This is a genomic window from Streptomyces albus subsp. chlorinus (genome assembly GCF_013302895.1).
Classification (GTDB): Bacteria; Actinomycetota; Actinomycetes; order Streptomycetales; family Streptomycetaceae; genus Streptomyces; species Streptomyces chlorinus.
Genome location: NZ_VJOK01000001.1, coordinates 7,287,356 through 7,304,451, shown reverse-complemented (window position 1 = coordinate 7,304,451; position 17,096 = coordinate 7,287,356). Strand labels below are relative to the sequence as shown.

General features: G+C 73.6%; 8 protein-coding genes. All 8 read right to left on the bottom strand.

Features of this window, described 5'->3' with window-relative positions:
• Nucleotides 1–103: 103 nt before the first annotated feature.
• Nucleotides 104–1,153 carry an acetylserotonin O-methyltransferase gene (locus FM076_RS31620; protein WP_243274696.1) on the bottom strand — a complete coding sequence of 350 codons (1,050 nt, stop codon included), beginning with the start codon at nucleotides 1,151–1,153 and terminating at the stop codon, nucleotides 104–106.
• Between the two features lie 83 nt (nucleotides 1,154–1,236).
• Nucleotides 1,237–2,310, bottom strand: a complete 1,074-nt coding sequence (locus FM076_RS31615; RefSeq protein WP_173874251.1) for a methyltransferase — start codon at nucleotides 2,308–2,310, stop codon at nucleotides 1,237–1,239.
• 45 nt (nucleotides 2,311–2,355) lie between these two features.
• Nucleotides 2,356–2,550: an MbtH family protein gene (locus FM076_RS31610; protein WP_202034938.1), complete on the bottom strand. Its 195-nt coding sequence runs from the start codon at nucleotides 2,548–2,550 to the stop codon at nucleotides 2,356–2,358.
• Nucleotides 2,551–2,577: 27 nt separating this feature from the next.
• The gene (locus tag FM076_RS31605; RefSeq protein WP_173874249.1) at nucleotides 2,578–4,905 is read right to left on the bottom strand and encodes a M28 family peptidase; all 2,328 of its coding nucleotides are present in this window, start codon (nucleotides 4,903–4,905) and stop codon (nucleotides 2,578–2,580) included.
• On the bottom strand, nucleotides 4,902–6,011 hold the full coding sequence (locus FM076_RS31600) for a hypothetical protein (RefSeq protein ID WP_173874248.1): 1,110 nt from the start codon (nucleotides 6,009–6,011) through the stop codon (nucleotides 4,902–4,904). Before FM076_RS31600 ends, FM076_RS31605 begins: the two co-directional genes overlap by 4 nt.
• The gene (locus tag FM076_RS31595; protein ID WP_173874247.1) at nucleotides 6,008–10,420 is read right to left on the bottom strand and encodes a non-ribosomal peptide synthetase; all 4,413 of its coding nucleotides are present in this window, start codon (nucleotides 10,418–10,420) and stop codon (nucleotides 6,008–6,010) included. Before FM076_RS31595 ends, FM076_RS31600 begins: the two co-directional genes overlap by 4 nt.
• Before the next feature lie 3 nt (nucleotides 10,421–10,423).
• A complete protein-coding gene (locus FM076_RS31590; RefSeq protein ID WP_173874246.1) occupies nucleotides 10,424–13,717 on the bottom strand; it encodes a non-ribosomal peptide synthetase in 3,294 nt (1,097 codons plus the stop codon).
• Nucleotides 13,714–17,037 carry a non-ribosomal peptide synthetase gene (locus FM076_RS31585; protein ID WP_173874245.1) on the bottom strand — a complete coding sequence of 1,108 codons (3,324 nt, stop codon included), beginning with the start codon at nucleotides 17,035–17,037 and terminating at the stop codon, nucleotides 13,714–13,716. The genes FM076_RS31590 and FM076_RS31585 overlap by 4 nt, the downstream gene beginning before the upstream one ends.
• Nucleotides 17,038–17,096: the final 59 nt, after the last annotated feature.

The following is a 17,096-nucleotide window of genomic DNA, read 5'->3' as shown; positions in this document are numbered from 1 at the left end:
GCTTCTCCCGCCGGTGCCGGACGCCGCCCCCGAGGAGGACGCGCGACGCACGGGCTGGGGTCGATCGTGCATGTGGTGCGGCGGTCACTCGCCCCGGCGGCGGTCACTCGCCCCTGCGCGCGGTGATGACAGCCATTCCGCTGGGAAGCACTTTCGCCTCCTCCTCGACCAGGCCCGCCTCGGCCAGCAGCGCGGCGAAGGCGGAACGGGTGCGTTCCCTGCCGCCGGAGGCGCCGAAGAGCGACAGCATGTACAGGTCCATGACCGCCGGCAGCCGATGGACGCCGCCGCCGTCCCCCGTCGGACGACAGGCGTCCGTGACCAGGTCGATCACCATGATCCTGCCGTGATCGGGCAGTGCCGCACGGCAGGTGCGCAGGATGCGCAGGGCGCTGTGGTCGTCCCAGTCGTGGAGGATGTGGCTGAGGATGTAGAGGTCCTTGCCGGGCAGGACGTGGTCGAAGAAGTCCCCCACGACAGCGGTGCACCGGTGGGCCAGTTCCTCTTCCGCGATGCGTTTCTCCGCCAGCGGGACCGTCCCGGCGAGGTCCACCACGGTGCCGACACTGCCCGGTGTGCGGCGCAGTACGGCGCACAGCAGTGCTCCGTCGCCTCCGCCGACGTCCACGATGTCCCGGTAGCCGTCGAACGCGACCGAGGCGAAGATCTCATCGGTCTCCAGGCTGAGCCCGGCCGCCTGTGACCTGTCGAAGACCTCCCGCAGACCGGGGTTCTGCTCCAGGTAGCCGAACAGATCCGTGCCGTGCACCTTGCGGAAGGCCGATTCGCCGGTCCTCGCCGTGTGTTCCAGCTGCGTCCACGTGGTGCCGACCTCGCCGGCCAGGAGCAGGGCCGTCGGCATCGCGGACCCGGCGGCGTCCGGCCGGAGGGTGGCGCCCAGGGGGGTGAGGGCGAACTCTCCCGGCTCCTCTTCGGTAAGCACCCCGAAGGGGACCAGTGCGCGCAGGAGCCGCTCCAGTGCGCGCGGGTGCGTCCCCGTCTCCGCGGCCAGCTCCTCCACTCCGCTGCCGCGCCCGGACAGCAGCTCCGGGATACCGAGCCGGACCACGACGCTCACGGCCCTGGAGACCAGCTGGCTGTACAACAGCATCCGCATCTGGGCGGCGTGGTCGCGCAGTGCGTCGTCCAGCATGCCCTCACCTCCTCGAGTGGGCTGTCCCCTGCCGGGGCGGCGGCCCAGGGAGGGCCGCCGCCCGGCGGTTCCGGCGTTGCGGATCACTTCGTCGCGACGATGACGCCGTGCGGGGTCCATCCGGGGAACGGGATGCGCTTGGAGGAGTGGAAACCGGCCGCCTCGATGCACTTCTCGTGCTGTTCCCAGGAGTAGATCATCCCGCCCTCGGCCGGCAGCGACGCGAAGTAGACGCTGTCCAGGGCCGCGACCACGGGCCCGTCGCCCTGGTCGTTGGACATGGAGTTGAAGACGACCAGCTTGCCGCCCTCGGGCAGTACCTCGTAGGCCCGCCGCATCAGCTCGGTGTTCTCCTCCAGCGTCCAGATGACGAGCTGGTGGGCGAACATCACCACGTCGCAGCCGGTCGGCAGCGGATCGCGGAACATGTCACCGGTGATGACGGACACCTGGTCGCTGACCCCCGCCTGGGCGATCTTCTTCTCGGCGATGGTGCGGGAGGCCGGGATCTCGAACACGGTGACCTCCAGGCCGGGGTTGGCCTTGGCCAGCGCGATGGCGTTGACCGCGTCACCTCCACCGCAGTCCAGCAGGTGCTTGGCGCCGGACAGGTCCAGCTCCTCCACCAGGTGCTTGTTGGCCAGTTCGGACCAGGAGCGCATGTAGCGGTAGAAGACCTGCTCCATGTGGGGGTTCTCCGAGAGCCGGTGGTACAGGTCGCGTCCGGACCCGCGCACCCGCCGCAGCCCGACGTTGCGGTTCTCCCGCAGGGAGTCGGTGAAGTCGAGCTGGCCCTCGTAGACGATGTACTGCTCGAAGGCGACAGTGTCCTTGAAGCGCTGCCAGTCGCCCTCGTCCATCAGGTCGCGCACCACCTGGGCGAGGCGGTAGCGGCCGGTGTCCGTCTCCCGCACGACGATGCCGAGCGAGGTGCAGCCCAGCAGCAGGATGTCGACGGCCCGGTCGGCCAGGTGCAGGGTGTCGCGTATCTGCTCCCTGCTCAGCTCCTCACGCTCGGCGAGGAGTTCGGGCAGGCCCAGTTCGCAGGCGGCGTTGAGGTACTGGAACGCGGCGTGCCCGAACAGGATGCGGGACAGTCCGTCCATGTCCAGCGGGGCGGTGCCACTGTTGTCACGCTGCTGCTGACGTGCGTTCATGTTCGTCTCCTTCGGGTTTCCGGATGCGACGGCACGGCGCCGCTGTCAGGTGTGGAGCGCGACCGGATCGGTCCATGTCTCGTCGATGTGGGTGAGGCAGGCGGCACGGCTTCCGGAGAAGCCGGTGCCGTGCCAGCCGGCGGGCACGTCCATGTCCGCCGGCCAGATCGAGTACTGTCCCGCGTCGTTGATGACGACGACGCAGGCCACGGTGTCGTCGTCACCGAGAAAGGCCGCCATGCTCATACCTCCTCGTCGGTGGGCGGTTCACAGGTGCAGGTGCGTGCTGACGAAGCCGGCGTTGCCCCAGGACTCGACGTCGAGGGCCGCTGCCGCGATGCGGCCGGGCGGCTCCTCGCCGTGGGCCAGCAGGGAGTCGCGCGCCCACGCGGGGAGGCCGTCGTCCCGGTCGAGCAGCCGCACCTGGACGGGCTTGCGGGGCAGGTCCAGCTCCAGGAGGAAGCCCTCGTCGGGCACCGCGTGCAGCCACAGCTCCCACGGCTGGTCCCTCTCCCCGGCCCCGGCTTCCTCCCGGGTGACCACGCGTCCCTCGACCGACCAGCGGCGCACGTCACCGCCGGGGACCGCCAGTGACAGCTGACGGGCCCCGCGCGGGGAGCGGACGCGTGCCGTGATGCGCCGCCCGTCCGGCGTGTCCTCCTCCTTGAGGACCGTCAGTTCGGGCGCCGCCACCTCCTCGCCCGGAGGGCCGGCCGGCGCGTAGTGGACGTCGCGTGTCCAGCCGGGGAAGTACTTCTCCAGGCGACCGGTCCGGTAGGCGGTCCCCAGGGCGCGGCTCGTCCACGGGTTGGGCGCGGGGTCCGTACTCAGCCACCACGTCTCCCCCGTGTCGGCGTCGGCCAGCCAACTGAGGCTTTCCGGCGCCGGTTTGGTCCCGTCCGCGCGTCCGCGCCACAGGGCCACCCCGGCCGTGCCGGCGCCGGCCGCGGCCAGGGCGAGGGCCGCGCCGCGGCGTACCCGGCGGGGTACCGCCGTCAGCGTGGGCGCCGCCAGCTCCCCGGCCAGCTGCAGTGCCATGACGGCGGCGGCGGCCATCCTCGGAGTCAGCGCCTGGAAGAGCAGCCGGGAGAGCGGGGGGAACAGCAGCAGCGCGGGCACGGCCGCCACTCCGGCCGCGGCGGCCTGTGCCGCCGCCGGGCCCCGGCGGCACAGACCGCCCGCCGCGCTGCCCAGCAGGGGCCAGGACGCCAGGTAGCTGCCGCCCGGCAACGTGGTGGTCAGGGCCGTGCAGGCGGCGGCGAGCAGGGTTTCCGCGCCGGTCCTGCGGCGCGCCCCGTCGCCGGGGACGAGGGCGGAGGCCGCAGTTCCGCAGGCGAGTGCCAGGTAGAGCAGATCGGCGTCGTAGAAGTCGCCGCTGCGGTGCGCCTCGGGGCTGGTCCGCCGTGCCGCGGCCGTGAACGCGGTGGAGGCGACCGCTCCGGCGGCGAGCCTGCCCGCTGTCCTCGACGCGGCGCGTACCGCCCCTCCGGTGCCGAGGAACGCCTCGCGGGCGCTGTCGTGTCCCTTCCGGGTGCCCAGCAGCCACAGGGCGCCCGCCGCCGCCGCGCACAGCCGGGTGCCGGCGGCTGAGTAGCGGACGAGTGCGCCGCGGCCGACGGTGAAGAAGGTCGCGTCGGAGCCGCGCAGTTCCTCCAGGGGTGTCCGGCCCAGGCGGTCCGCGAGGGCCAGTGCCAGCTCGCCGTGGTGCTGGAAGGTGCCGTGGTCGACGTGGTCGAGGTCGTCGGCGGGGCTGTGGTAGCGGATGAAGCCGCCGATGTTGGCGAAGTTCATGCCGGGTGTTCCGGCGTCCTTGGCAACGGAGAAGTCGGTGGCGTTCGGCAGCCGCCGGTAGACCTCGTAGAACAGGGAGCTGGAGAAGGCGGGTACGCCGCTGCCGGCGAGGAGGTCGACCAGGGGACGGTTCCCCGGCCCGGTCTCGAACATCAGCACGGGACCCGTGGTGCCGCGCGCCTCGAAGTTCAGCACTGCCCCGACGGAGTCCGCCCACGGGTGCTCCGCGAAGAACGCCCGGGCGCCGAGCAGGCCGCACTCCTCCCCGTCGGTGAGCACCACGAGCAGGTCGTTGGTCAGCGGTGGACGCTCCCGCAGCGCGCGTACGGCTTCCAGCAGCGCGGCGACCGGCACCCCGGCGTCGCTGGCGCCCGGGCCCTGGGCGACGGAGTCGTAGTGGCTGAAGAGCGCCACCGCGCTTCCTGGGCGCGTGCCCCGCAGCCGGGCCACGATGTTGTGGACCCGTCCGGCGCCCAGGTAGCGGGGCCCGTAGGGGGTGGGCGTGCTCAGCCCCGCGCCGACCGCCTCCTGCTGGTCCACCTCCAGGCCCAGCTCGGTCAGTCTGGTGACCAGGTGGTCGCGGACCGCGGAGGCGTTGGCCGATCCGGACGGCCGCGGGGCCTGGGCGATCCGGAGCAGGTCCCGCTCGGCGCGGGCGACGGAGAAGTCCGCCGGGCCGACCCCGCCCCGTCGCGGCGCCGGGGGGCGCAGCCCGCGGGTGGCCCAGACGGCGGCCGCCGCGGCGGCGAGCGCGGGGACGGCGGACGCTCCTCGCCGCGCGGCGCTTGTCAGCGGGCGTCTCACTTCTCCCCCTCTCCCCCGGTGTCCGGGTCCGTTCCTTTGGTGCCCGCGCCCGCGGCGGGACGGGACGGTCCGGGCGGCTGAGGCAGCAGGCCGGCGCGGATGCGGTGGAACTGTTCGATGACCCCCACGGCGGGCCGGTGGGAGCGCGCGGTGGCCAGCAGGCTGGGCGACTCGCTCCCGACGAAGTGCCCGCACACCCCCTTGTGCGCGTCGTATGTGTCGTCGAGAGCGGAGCGGAACGCGGCGAGCAGGTCGGGGCGGTCCTCGGCCAGTGACGCCCATGCGGGGCCGGAGGCGGTGAGGGCCCGTACCAGGGCCTCGTGGTCGCGCCAGCGCAGCCCGCTCATCTGCGGCGGGGCCACGGGCGGCATCAGGGTGGGCCTGATCTCGTCCTGGTACTGGGTCTCGGTGGCGTCGCCCGCGAAGCGCAGCGCCGCCCGGCTGGCCCGCATCATGCGGGTGGCGACGGCCGCCGCGACGGCGGCGGTCTCCCGGTCCCCGTCCTCCACGGCGGCGGTCATGCCGGAGACGGCGAGGGCGCAGCCCTGGGCGAAGACCATGAAGACGTGGTGGCCGCGGACCCAGCGCCGCAGCCCGTCCATCGGGGAGCTGCGCCCCACGTCGCGGGGCGGGGGCGCCGGCAGGCGTTCCGGTACCCGGTGCGGGGACGCCGTCCACAGGGCGACCGCGTCGAACCCGTCCACCAGGTCCTGCCAGTCGCTCTTGTCGAGGCCGGTGCCCTGGTCGCCGACGAGTTCGAGGACGCCCTCGCAGGCGGCCAGCAGTCCGGCGAGCATCAGCGACAGCGGCGGTCCCTGGTGCCGTTCGATGCCGAAGGCCCGGTCGTTGTCGCGGTTGGGGCGTGATTCGCGCGGATCGTCGGTGATCCGGGTGCCGGCCACCGGGCCCAGTTCGGCGCGGGCGGCGCGCACCGCCTCCAGCAGCTGGTGCGGGCCGACGCGTGCGGCCGGGTCGGACAGCCGGGCGGCGAGGGCCTCGGCGGCCGGTGGCCTCGCCGCCTCGACGGCGGGGACGGTGGCGGGCAGGTCCTCGGGGCATCCCAGGGCGAAGGGGACGGTGGCCACGTGGGGCAGGTAGTCGGTCATCGGGTCTCCAAGACGGTGGCCTCGGCAGCGGGCACGTCCTCGGGCCGGGGCAGGAACCCGGTGCGGACCAGGTAGTCCATGACGCCGAAGGCGTCCTCGCGGCTGGCCGGCGGGCACTGGATGCCGCTTCCTTCGAGCAGCCGCAGGGTGTTGGCGCACTCGCGCTCCGGTTCCAGTTCGTCGATGTGCTTGGGGTCCAGTGCTCGGTGCGGATCGGCCTCGGCGTCCCGGATGAGCGGGAGGATCGGATAGAGGGGGTGTCCGGGTCCGGTCTCCAGCGCGCGCCGCCGGCCCTCTTCGAACGGCACGATGTCGAAGCGGTAGCCGTACTCGCGCAGCCAGTCGCAGAAGGTGCGCAGTGTGACCGGGGCCGGGTTGAACAGGTGGTAGAAGCCGCCGAGGGCGCGGGAGTCGAGCGAGATGTGCACGATGGCGGAGGCCACGTAGTCGACGGGCACCGTGTCGAAGATGCGGGGGTAGTCCGGGAGGACGGCCATCGGCAGGTAGCCGCGGAAGGCGACCAGCAGATAGTCCGTGGGCTGTGTCGCGCCGGTCCGGGTGTGGCCGAGGATCAGTCCGGGCCGGAAGACGGTCACCGGGATGCCGCGGCGGCGGGCGACGTCGACGACCTTCTCGGCCACCCACTTGCTGCCGGTGTACCCGGCGGGGACGTTGACGGCCGACTGGAGCGGGGTGTCGTCCTCCAGGAAGGGCCGGGGGGTGTGGGTGGCCAGCAGGGTGTCGATCGTCGAGACGTGGTGGACGGCCTTGAGGCGCCTGGTGCAGGCGAGTTCCAGGACCTGCTGGGTGCCGCCCACGTTGGGGGCCTTGAGCGCCGAGTAGGGGTAGACGAAGTTGACCAGGGCGCCGTTGTGGTAGATGACGTCCACCGTGGCGGCCAGGTCCTCCCATGTGTCCGGGCTCAGCCCCAGGTGCGCTCCGGCCAGGTCGCCGACCACACAGCGCACCCGGTGGAGCCGGTCCGCGGCGTCGATCTCGTACTCCGCGAAGCCTTGGCGCAGGCGCTCCTTGGCGTGTTCCTCGTCGTCCGCGCGGCACAGGCAGACGATCTCCGCGTCCGTGCGCCGCAGCAGCTCCTCCAGCAGGTGCAGTCCCAGATAGCCGGTGGCGCCGGTCAGCAGCACCCGGCGGGGGTTGTGCCAGTCGGCGTGCGGCAGTCCGTCGGGGCGCACCGCCTCGTCCAGGCAGCCGTCCGCCTCCAGGGTGGCGGCGTGCTGCCGGCCCAGGACGGCGGCCAGGCCGCCCCGTCCGTACTCCTCGATGATCTCGGCCACGCCGGCCACGGTCGGGACGCGGAAGAACTCGTGCAGGGGCACTTCGACGGCGTGCCGCGTCCCCAGGAGCGTCGCCAGTCTGGCGAGCATGAGGGAGGTGCCGCCCGAGGCGAAGAAGTCGGCGTGCACGTCGATGCCGTCGACGCCCAGGACCCGGCAGAAGTCCTCGGCCACGGCTTCTTCGAGGGGGGTGCGTGCGAAGGTCCGTACCGGCGCGGTGCGGCGGGCGGCGTTCTGGAACTCGGTGGCCAGCGCGCGCCGGTCGATCTTCCCGGTGGCGGTGCGGGGCAGGCTCTCGACGACGTGCAGCGTGTCGGGGACGAGGTAGGCGGGGAGGCGGTCGCGCAGGGTGCCGCGTACCTGTGCGGCGGTCTCCGCGTCGGAGGTCCCGTCCCGGGTGGAGCCGCGGACGATGGCCGCGGCCAGGCCGGCGTTCCGGGTGCCGGCGTCGAGGGGCACGACGGCGGCGGCGGCCACCTGCGGGCACTCCGCGAGGGCGGCCTCGATCTCGCGCGGCTCGACGCGGTGGCCGCGGATCTTCACCTGGTCGTCGACACGGCCGAGGAAGGCGATCTCGCCGTCGGGCAGCCGCCGGCCGAGGTCCCCGGTGCGGTAGAGCCTGGCTCCCGGCTCTCCGTAGGGGTCTGGCAGGAAACGCGAGGCGGTCAGTGCGGCCTTGCCCTGGTAGCCGAGGGCGACGCCCGCTCCCCCGATCATGATCTCACCGGGCACCATGTCGGGGACCGGGCGCAGGTGCGGGTCGAGTATGTGGACGTCGGCGTTGTCGATGGGACGGCCGATGGGGACGATGTCGCCGGGGGTCTCCCCGGTCAGGTGGGCGGTCGCGTCGATGGTGGTCTCGGTGGGCCCGTAGAGGTTGGCGACCTGGGCCGACCACACCTCCCTGGCCCGCCGGACCAGCACCGGTTCCAGCGGTTCGGCGCCGCTGAGCAGGAGCCGCACCTTGGTCGCCTCGCCGGCCGCGGGGTGCTCCAGCAGCAGGCCCAGCAGGGAGGGGACGCCGCCGATGACGGTGACGTTCTCGTCACGGACGAGGCGCAGCAGGGCCGCGGGGTCGTCGAGTTGGTCCTCCGCGGCCAGGACGATGGTGGCGCCGACGCTCAGCGGCCAGTAGACGGCCCAGACCGACGGGTCGAAGCTCAGTGGGTGGTTGTGCAGGACGCGGTCCTCGGGCCCCACATCCCAGATGCGCCGGCGCCAGCGGATGTTGTTGACCACACTGCGGTGCTGGACGACGACGCCTTTGGGACGTCCCGTGCTGCCGGAGGTGTAGATGACGTAGGCCGCGTCGCGGGGTGACAGCTCCACGGGCGCGGGTTCCCGGTCCTGGGCGTCGATCTCCTCCAGGGGCAGGGCGGGTACACCGGCCGGCAGCGGCACCCCGTCGGCCGCGCGGGTCAGTGCCAGGACGGCCCCGGAGTCGGTGACGAGGTGGGCGACGCGGTCGGAGGGGTGGTGCGGGTCGACGGGCACGAACGCGGCACCGCACCGCAGCACGGCCACCTGTGCGGCGACGGCGTCCGGATCGCGGCCCAGGCACACGGCGACGCGGTCACCACGGGAGACGCCGCGCGCCTGCAGGGCGGTGGCCATGGTGCCGGCCCGCCGCCACAGCTCGCGGTAGCTCAGCTGCTGGGGGCCCCGGCACACAGCTGTGCGGCCGGCGAGTTCCGGGTCCTCGGCGCGGGCGGCCACCAGGTCCACCAAGGTGGCGTCGGGCAGCGGGTACTGGTCACCGCGGCCGCAGGTGGCCATGGCGTCGGGGCCGGTCAGCAAGGGCAGCTCGGCGACGGGTGCCGAGGCCCGCGCGTCGCCCAGGAGCAGCGGCTGGAGCACCGCGACGAGGCTGTTGCCCAGGCTCCATATGTCGTCCGCCGTGTAGAGGTTGGCGTCGTAGTCGAACTGGAAGCTCACCAGGTCGGGCTGGAACCACACGGTCAGGTCGATGTCGTGCTCGCCGCTGGTGATCTCCGTCGGCTCGGCGGTGAGCCGGGCGCCCTGTCCCGAGGCCAGTGAGGTGCGTGCGTCCGCGACCCGGAGTGCCGTTTGGACATAGGGTGTTCTGCTCAGGTCCCGCGCGGGCGGGCAGAGTTCCAGCAGGCGGGCGAAGGGCATGGCGGTACGCGACGCGTCCATCGCCTGCCGGGTGAGGTCGAGCAGCACCTTCAGGTCGCCGCCGTCGGGCAGCTCGGCGCGTACCGGACGGATGTCGTCCAGCGGGCCGATGAGCCCGGGGGCACGGTCGCTCCCCTGGACGTGCACACCGCACTGGGCCGCGTCCGCCGCCTGGTAGCGCATCAGCACGGCGAGCCAGGCCGCCACGGTGCGGTGGGCGCACTCCTGGGTGTCCACCCGGTCCGCCGGGGGCACATAGGACATCTCGACGATCTCGGCGGCCCGTTCGTGCCGTTTGACCTCCGGGCGGGGGCGGGGGCTGGGGATCTCCCGGGCGGCGGCGCGTGAGAGACGGCCGCCCAGTTCGGCAGCGGCCCGGGCGTGTTCCTCGGCGGACCAGGTCTCGCGGCGGCCGAGGAGTGTCTCGGACAGCGCGGCCCGGGGAGGCTGCTCACCGCCCGCCAGGCAGGCGGCGATGGTGTCGAGGGAGGTCGCGTCGGCGATGAGCCGATGGGCGACGAGGAAGAGTTCCCACACCTCGTCGCGAAGGTGCAGCACGGTGACCCGCAGCAGGGGCCCGTACCGGACGTCGAAGGGTTCGCCGGCGCTCCTGGCGCTCAGCTCCACCGCTTCCTCTTCCGGGTCGGGGAGGTGGGTGAGGTCCACCGAGCGGAGCGAGAGGTCCGGGACCGGGAGCACGAGCCGGACCGGGCGGGAGGCGACTTCCAGGAAGACGCTGCGGAGGGCTTCCTGGTCGGCGGCGAGGGCGGTGAGCCGACGTTGCAGCGCGGTGACGTCGACGTGGCCGGTGAGCCGGTAGCGGGCGACCACGGTGCTGGGGCAGCCCGGTGCCATGCGGTTCAGCAGCCACCAGCGGCGCTGTTCGGCGGAGAGCGGGTCCGCGAGGTCCGCCTGGGTCTCGGCCATCACCCGCGCGAGTTCACGGGAGAAGTCGGTGCTGTGGTCGACAGTGGTCACGGGTCACTCACCTCGGCCTGTCCTGGGGACGGCAGTCGGGGACGGTGCGTCGGGATGCGGGAGGCGTCGGGGCACGGAGTCGAAGTCCCAGTCGGGTTCCTCGGCCCGGGGCGCGGGGGCGGCGGGCCCGGCGGTGTTCCCGCGCAGGGCCGCGACGGAGCGGGCGATGTGGGCCACGGTGGGTTCGAGGAAGAGTTCGGTCATCGGGACGGTGACTCCGAACGCCGCTTTGATCTGCTGGATCATCTGGCTGGCCAGGAGGGAATGGCCGCCCAGGAGGAAGAAGTCGTCCGTGGCCCCGACGTCGCTGAGGCCGAGGAGCTTCTGCCACAGGGCCGCGACCTCCGCCTCCGTCCGGTTGCGGGGTTCGATCCGCGCGGACGGCATGTCCAGCCGGGTGCCGGTCCTGGCGAGCAGACGGCGGTCGGTCTTGCCGTGCGGGGTGAGCGGGACGGCGTCCACGGCGTGGTAGCGAGCGGGTACGGCCGCGCCGGGCAGCCGGGCGGCGGCGTGGCGGCGCACCTCCGCGGCCCACTCCGCGTCCGCCGTGACGCCGGGCGCCGGCACCAGCCAGGCGCCGAGCAGCGCGTCCCCTCCCTGGCCGAGCAGCGCGGCGGCGGCGTCCCGTACTCCGGGGGCGGTGCGCAGCGCCTGCTCGACCTCTCCCAGTTCGATCCGGTTGCCCCGGACCTTGACCTGGTCGTCCATGCGACCGAGGAACTCCAGCGAGCCGTCGGCCCGTCGGCGCGCCTTGTCCCCGGTGCGGTACAGCCGCCCGCCACCGCCCCGCGGGTCGGGCAGGAAGCGGGCCGCGGTCAGGCCGGGCCGGTGGGCGTAGCCGGCCGCGACACCGGGGCCGCCGATGACCAGTTCGCCGCTGGTGCCGTCGGGCACCGGACGCAGGTCCTGGTCGACGACGACGGCGGTGGTGCCGGGCAGGGGCTCGCCGAGGTGGACGGCGGCGCCGGGGCGGAGCCGGGCGGCGCAGGACCAGATGGTGGTCTCCGTGGGGCCGTACAGGTTCCAGGAGGCGGCGGAGCCGTCCGCGAGGAGGTCGGCCAGGTCGGGCGGGAGCGCCTCTCCCCCGCACAGCACGGTGAGGTCCGGCCCCGGACGCCATCCGGTGTCCGTCAGCAGCCGCCAGGTCGCGGGGGTCGCCTGCGCGATCGTGATCCCTCCCGTCTCAAGGCGCCGACGCAGTTCCGCCCCGTCGCGCAGAGCGTGCTGGGGAGCGATCGTGACGGTGCCGCCGACGGTGAGGGGCGCGAGGAGTTCCAGGAGGGAGATGTCGAAGGCGTGCGTGGTGAGAGCGAGCAGGGTGTCGTCCGCCGACAGCCCGGTCACGCTCGTGACCGCGTCGAGGAAGTAGGCGAGGTTGGCGTGGGTGACGGCGATGGCCTTGGGCTCGCCGGTGGAGCCGGAGGTGAACATCAGGTAGGCGACGGACTCGGGCGCGCACAGCACCCTCTCGTCCACCGCGTCCCCCGCGCCGTCCAGAAGGCTGTCGACCGGCACGCTCACGGCGGTGTCCGTGTCCTCCGCGGCCGCCGTCCGGGGCACCTCGCCGGTGTCCGGCGAGGTCACGACGACGGCGGGCGCGGCCTGCCGCATGATCAGTTCGCGCCGCCGGGCGGGGAGGGCCGGATCGACGGGAACGTGGACCGCGCCGGTCCGCCAGGCGGCCAGCATGCTGACGACGGTGCCGACGCCGCGTGCGGTGTGGACGGCGACCCTTCGGCCCGGTCCCGCGCCCGCCGCCCTGAGCCGGGCCGCGGCGGCGGTGACGTACGCGTCCAGTTGCCGGTAGGTGAGTGTGGTGGTGTCGTCCCGCAGCGCGGGGGCGTCGGGGCGGACGCGGGTGTGCTGGTGGATGCGGCCGGACACCGTCGTCAGCGGTGCGGTGTGCGCGGGCGGGCGGGGCCACGGCGCGGCCGCGTCCCGGAGGGCGGCGGCCACCTCGTCGTCGGGGCAAGCGGCGAGCCGGCCGAGGACGGTGTGCATGTGCCGGCCCAGCCGTTCGACGGTGGCCGCGTCGAAGAGGGCCGTGGCGTACTCCAGGAAACCGCTGACGGCTCCCTGGGGTTCCTCGAACAGGAAGAGGGACAGATCGAGCCGGGAGGTGCCGGTGTCCAGGTCGGTCATCTCGGCCCGCAGCCCCGGCATGTCGTGGTGGCGTGCCGCGTCGGGCTGGAAGCCGAACATCACGGAGAACAGCGGGTTGCGGTCCAGCAGCCGGGGAGGGTTGAGGGCTTCCACCAGGTCGCCGAAGGGCAGGTCGGAGTGCTGCATCAGCCAGCCGATCTCCTCGTGCACCCGCTGGGCGAGCTGCCGCAGTGTGCGTGGGGCGTCGAAGCGGGCGCGCAGGACGCAGGTGTTGGCCAGGTAGCCGACGGTGGTCGCCAGTTCGGGGCGGCACCGGTTGGCCACCGGGATGCCCACGGCGATGTCGTCGCTGCCCGCGGCGCGGTGGAGCACGGTGAGGTAGGCGGTCAGCAGCAGGGAGGAGAGGCTGACGCCGCAGTGCCTGGCGGCGCCGCGCAACCTGTCGGTCTCCTCCCGGCCGAGGGTGAAGGGGACACGGGCGCCCTCGAAGCTCTGGCGTGCCGGGCGGCGCCGGTCGGTGGGGAGGTCGATGCCGTCGGGCAGCCCGGCCAGGCGCGTGCACCAGGCGTCCAGGAGTTCCCGCTGCCGGGCGCGCCACCCCTCGTCGGGGTCGTCGCCGCCGGCGCTCCAGACCACGAAGTCGGCGAACTGCAGCGGTGGTTCGGGCTCGCCCTGGGCCTGTCCCGTGCGCCGCTGACGATAGGTCTCGAAGATCTCGCCGAGGAGGACCTGGAGCGACAGGCCGTCGCAGACGGCGTGGTGCACGCACAGGCCGAGCACCGCGTGCCGGTCGGACAGCCGTACCAGGGCGGCGCGCATCAAGGGCGGCCTGCCCAGGTCCCATCCGCGCCGGGCGAGGTGCCGCAGCACCCGGTCGAGTTCCCGCGCACGGTCCTCGGCGCCGTCCCCGCTCGGCTCCACCTCCTGCAGGACGACGGAGACCCCCTCCTGGACGATCTGGAGCAGGCCCTCGTCGCTCTGGCGCAGTGCGGTACGCAGTGCCTCGTGCCGGGCCACCACCTGGTTGAGCGCGTGCTGCAGGTCGTCGGCGTGCAGGTCGCCGTGGAGGTCGACCCGGGCGGCGAGCGCGTAGGCGGGTACCGATTCGGGGCTCACCTGGTGCAGGAACCACAGCCGCCGCTGCCCTGGGCTGCTGGGGAAGGCGAGGTCTCCGGGGAGTCGGGTGCTCGTCATCGTGCCTCCTGCCGGGTCTGCGGCCAGTGCATGTGACGGGTGCGGTCCAGGCGGCGCACCGGACGGTCGGTGTGCGCGGTGCCGGCCCTGGGCGCCGCCGCGATCACGCCCTCCTGCTCGGCGATGGTCCGGGCGTTCCACAGCTGGGCGACCTGCACGTCGGCGCCGAACTCCGCGGTGACGAGCTGGGCCAGCCTGGCCAGCAGGAGGGAGTGGCCGCCCGATTCGAAGAAGTCGTCCCGGGCGCCGATGGCGGGCACGTCCAGCAGCTTCCGCCACAGTCCGCCGAGCCGCTCCTGCACCTCGCCGACGAGGGGGGCGTCCTCTCCGTGCCCTATCCGGACGGCGGGAAGACGTGCGAGGCGCTGCCTGTCGGGTTTGCCGTTGCGGTTCTTCGGCACCTCGTCCAGCACGGCGTAGTCGGAGGGCACCATGTAGCCGGGGACGAGCGTGGCGAGCCGGTCCCGCACCTCGCGGAGCCAGGAGGTGACGTCGCCGGGTACCGGTTCGGCGGGGACCAGGCAGGCCAGCAGGCGGCGCTGGGTGCCGGTGCCGACGGCGTGCACCACGACCTCACGCAGGGGGGTGGTCCGGCGCAGGCAGGCTTCGACCTCGCCGAGTTCGATGCGGAAGCCGCGGATCTTCACCTGGTGGTCGACACGGCCGGCGAAGTCCAGCAGGCCGTCGGGCCGCCAGCGCACGAGGTCGCCGGAGCGGTAGAGGCGCGCGCCGGGACGGTCGGGGTCGGGCAGGAACCGGGCCGCGGTCATCGCCGGTTCGCCCGCGTAGCCGAGTGCCACGCAGGGGCCGCCGATGAGCAGTTCGCCGGTGGCACCGAGCGGCACGTCCCGCAGCCGCTCGTCCACCACTCTCAGCGTCGTCCCGCCGAACGGACGTCCCAGCGGCACCGGATCGCCCGTGCCGGGGCCGACCTCGGACCAGGTCATGTACGTCGTCGTCTCGGTCGGGCCGTACATGGCCACGATGCGGGCCCGTGGGCACTGGCGTGCGATGTCCCTCACGAGCGTCCCGCTGATGGTGTCCCCGCCCATGGTGATCAGCCTCAGCCCCGGCGGCAGCGCCTCCCGCTGGACGCAGGCGGCCACCGCCGAGGGGACGCTGCTGAGGAAGGTGCCGGACGGCGGCTCCGCCAGGTCGATGAGTTCCAGGGCGTTCTCCAGCAGCCGCACCCGCCGCCCGGCGGACAGCGGCAGGAAGATCTCCCACACCGACAGGTCGAAGTGGACACCGCTGACGGCGAGGGACTCGCCCAGTTCCTCCGCGGTGAAGCAGCGCCGGCCGAATCGCAGCAGGTTGACCGCGGACCGATGCGCGATCACGACGCCTTTGGGCCGCCCGGTCGAGCCGGAGGTGAACATCAGGTAGGCCGGGTCGCCGGGGGCGACCGCGGGTTCGGCATCGGTGCCGGCGGGGGCGGCGGGCCGTGCGGGGACGGTGGCCGCGGGCACGGTCGGACACGGCAGCGCGCGGCCGAGTTCCTCGGTCGTGGCGTCGGTGACCACAGCGGCGCAGCGCGCCTGGGCCACCACCTGTGCCAGGCGCTGCGCCGGCGCCGACCGGTCGAGGCCCACGTACGCGCAGCCGGCCCGCAGTACACCGAGGAGCGCCGGGACCAGGTCCCTCCCCCGGCGCAGCAGGACGCCGACGGTGCTGCCGGGTGCGGCTCCGGCACGCCGCAGCTCGGCGGCGAAGGCGGCGGAACGCTCGGCGAGTTCGCGGTAGGTCAGCTCACCGTCGCGGGTGAGGACGGCGGTCCGGCCGGGGTGGCGCGCCGCCGCGTCCAGCACCTCGCCGTGCAGGGTCGACTCGTCGATCCCCGGTTCCTCCGCCGCGCTGCTCCAGGCAGCCAGCAGCTCCCGGTCCGCCGGGGAGACGGTCTCCACCTGCTCCAGCGGTGTGTCGGGGCCCGTGATGAGCGCGTCGATGACGGTGGGCAGCATGGCCGCCAGCCGCTCGGCGAGCCAGGCCGGGTGGTGCGCCGGGTCGACGTCCACGAACCCGCACATGTTCCGGCCGTCGTCGGCCAGTGCCGTGGCCAGCAGCCACGGTCCGACGCTCACCGGCGGAACGACCGTACGCATCGTGAGGCCGCCGAGCGGGATGGGAGCCTGCGAAAGGAGCGCCGCGCCCAGGCCCTTGAGCCCCGCGGGGTCCTGGAACATGGCGAGGGTGGCTTCGGGCGCGGGCATGCCGATGCCTGTCCCGCCGTCCGGGGCCACCAGGTCGGGATAGCCCAGGCAGTTGTGGGCGAGCGCCCCCCGGAGCGTGCGGTGGACGCGCAGGATGTGCTCCCGCGCTGTCCCGGTGACGGTGTCGACGGGCAGCACCGCGGTGGTCAGCGCGTAGCCGACCGCCCGAGCGTTGTCGCTGTTGCGTCCGTGCATGGAGACGGCCAGGGGTGTTCTCGCGCTGTTGCCGAGGCGGCCGAGGGCGAGGGCCTGTGCGGCGAACAGCACGGTGTAGCGGGAGACGCCGCACTCCTTGGCGAACTCGCGGAGCGCCTTCGTCCGGGCCTCGCCCAGGTCCACGGGCACCCGGCAGGTGGCCCGGGACATCCCCGGACGCTGGGGGCCGGCTGTCGCGCGGGGCAGGTCCACGGGGTCGTGCCCGTCCTCCCACAGGCCGCTCCAGAACGTCCGTGCCCGCGCGAGGCGCGCCGCCGGGGCGGGCGTGTGCGTCAGGGGAACGGCCGGGGGCAGTACGGTCTCCCAGGAGTCGGGTTCGGTCAGACAGAGCTGGTACAGCTCCGCCATGAGGACGCCCACGGCCCACAGGTCGGCGACCGCGTGGTGGACGCGCACCACGAAGCGGACCGGCGCCGTCCCGTCCTCCTCCGCGACCAGCACGGTGGCCCGGAACAGCGGGCCTTCGGACAGGTCGGGGCACTCCCGGCAGCGTTCTTCGAGCAGCGCCTCGACATGTGTGCCATCGGCCCGCGCAGGGAGCGTCTCCAGCTCGCAGTACCGGTGCGGTTCCGCCTCGACCCGCTCCACGGGATCGACGACCCGCAGCCACCGCTCCTGGGAGCGTACGAACCGGGCCCGCAGCGCCTCGTGGCGTCTGACGAGTTCCCGCAGTGCGCGCACCAGCAGCGCCGGATCGCACCCGCCCCCGACCTCGAAGGCCATCGCCAAGGTGAGGCCGGGGCGCTGGGGGTCCAGTTCCTGCGCCAGGCACAGCACCTGCTCGTGGGGCAGCGCCGGGCGGCTGCCGGGTGTCCCGGTTTCTTCCGGGTGTGTTTCCCAAGCAGGCGGCCCGCCGGGACCCGCGCGGTGTCCGCCTGTCGTTTCCCGATCCATGCGCACTGCGTTCCTCCACTCGGGAAAAAGCGTGCCGGGTATCGACGTCCAGCGATGTT

What these genes read in the sequence shown, in the direction of transcription:
- FM076_RS31620 (WP_243274696.1), bottom strand. Translation starts at nt 1,153, where the DNA reads ATGCTGGACGACGCACTGCGCGACCACGCCGCCCAGATGCGGATGCTG.
- FM076_RS31615 (WP_173874251.1), bottom strand. Translation starts at nt 2,310, where the DNA reads ATGAACGCACGTCAGCAGCAGCGTGACAACAGTGGCACCGCCCCGCTG.
- FM076_RS31610 (WP_202034938.1), bottom strand. Translation starts at nt 2,550, where the DNA reads ATGGCGGCCTTTCTCGGTGACGACGACACCGTGGCCTGCGTCGTCGTC.
- FM076_RS31600 (WP_173874248.1), bottom strand. Translation starts at nt 6,011, where the DNA reads ATGACCGACTACCTGCCCCACGTGGCCACCGTCCCCTTCGCCCTGGGA.
- FM076_RS31590 (WP_173874246.1), bottom strand. Translation starts at nt 13,717, where the DNA reads ATGACGAGCACCCGACTCCCCGGAGACCTCGCCTTCCCCAGCAGCCCA.
- FM076_RS31585 (WP_173874245.1), bottom strand. Translation starts at nt 17,037, where the DNA reads ATGGATCGGGAAACGACAGGCGGACACCGCGCGGGTCCCGGCGGGCCG.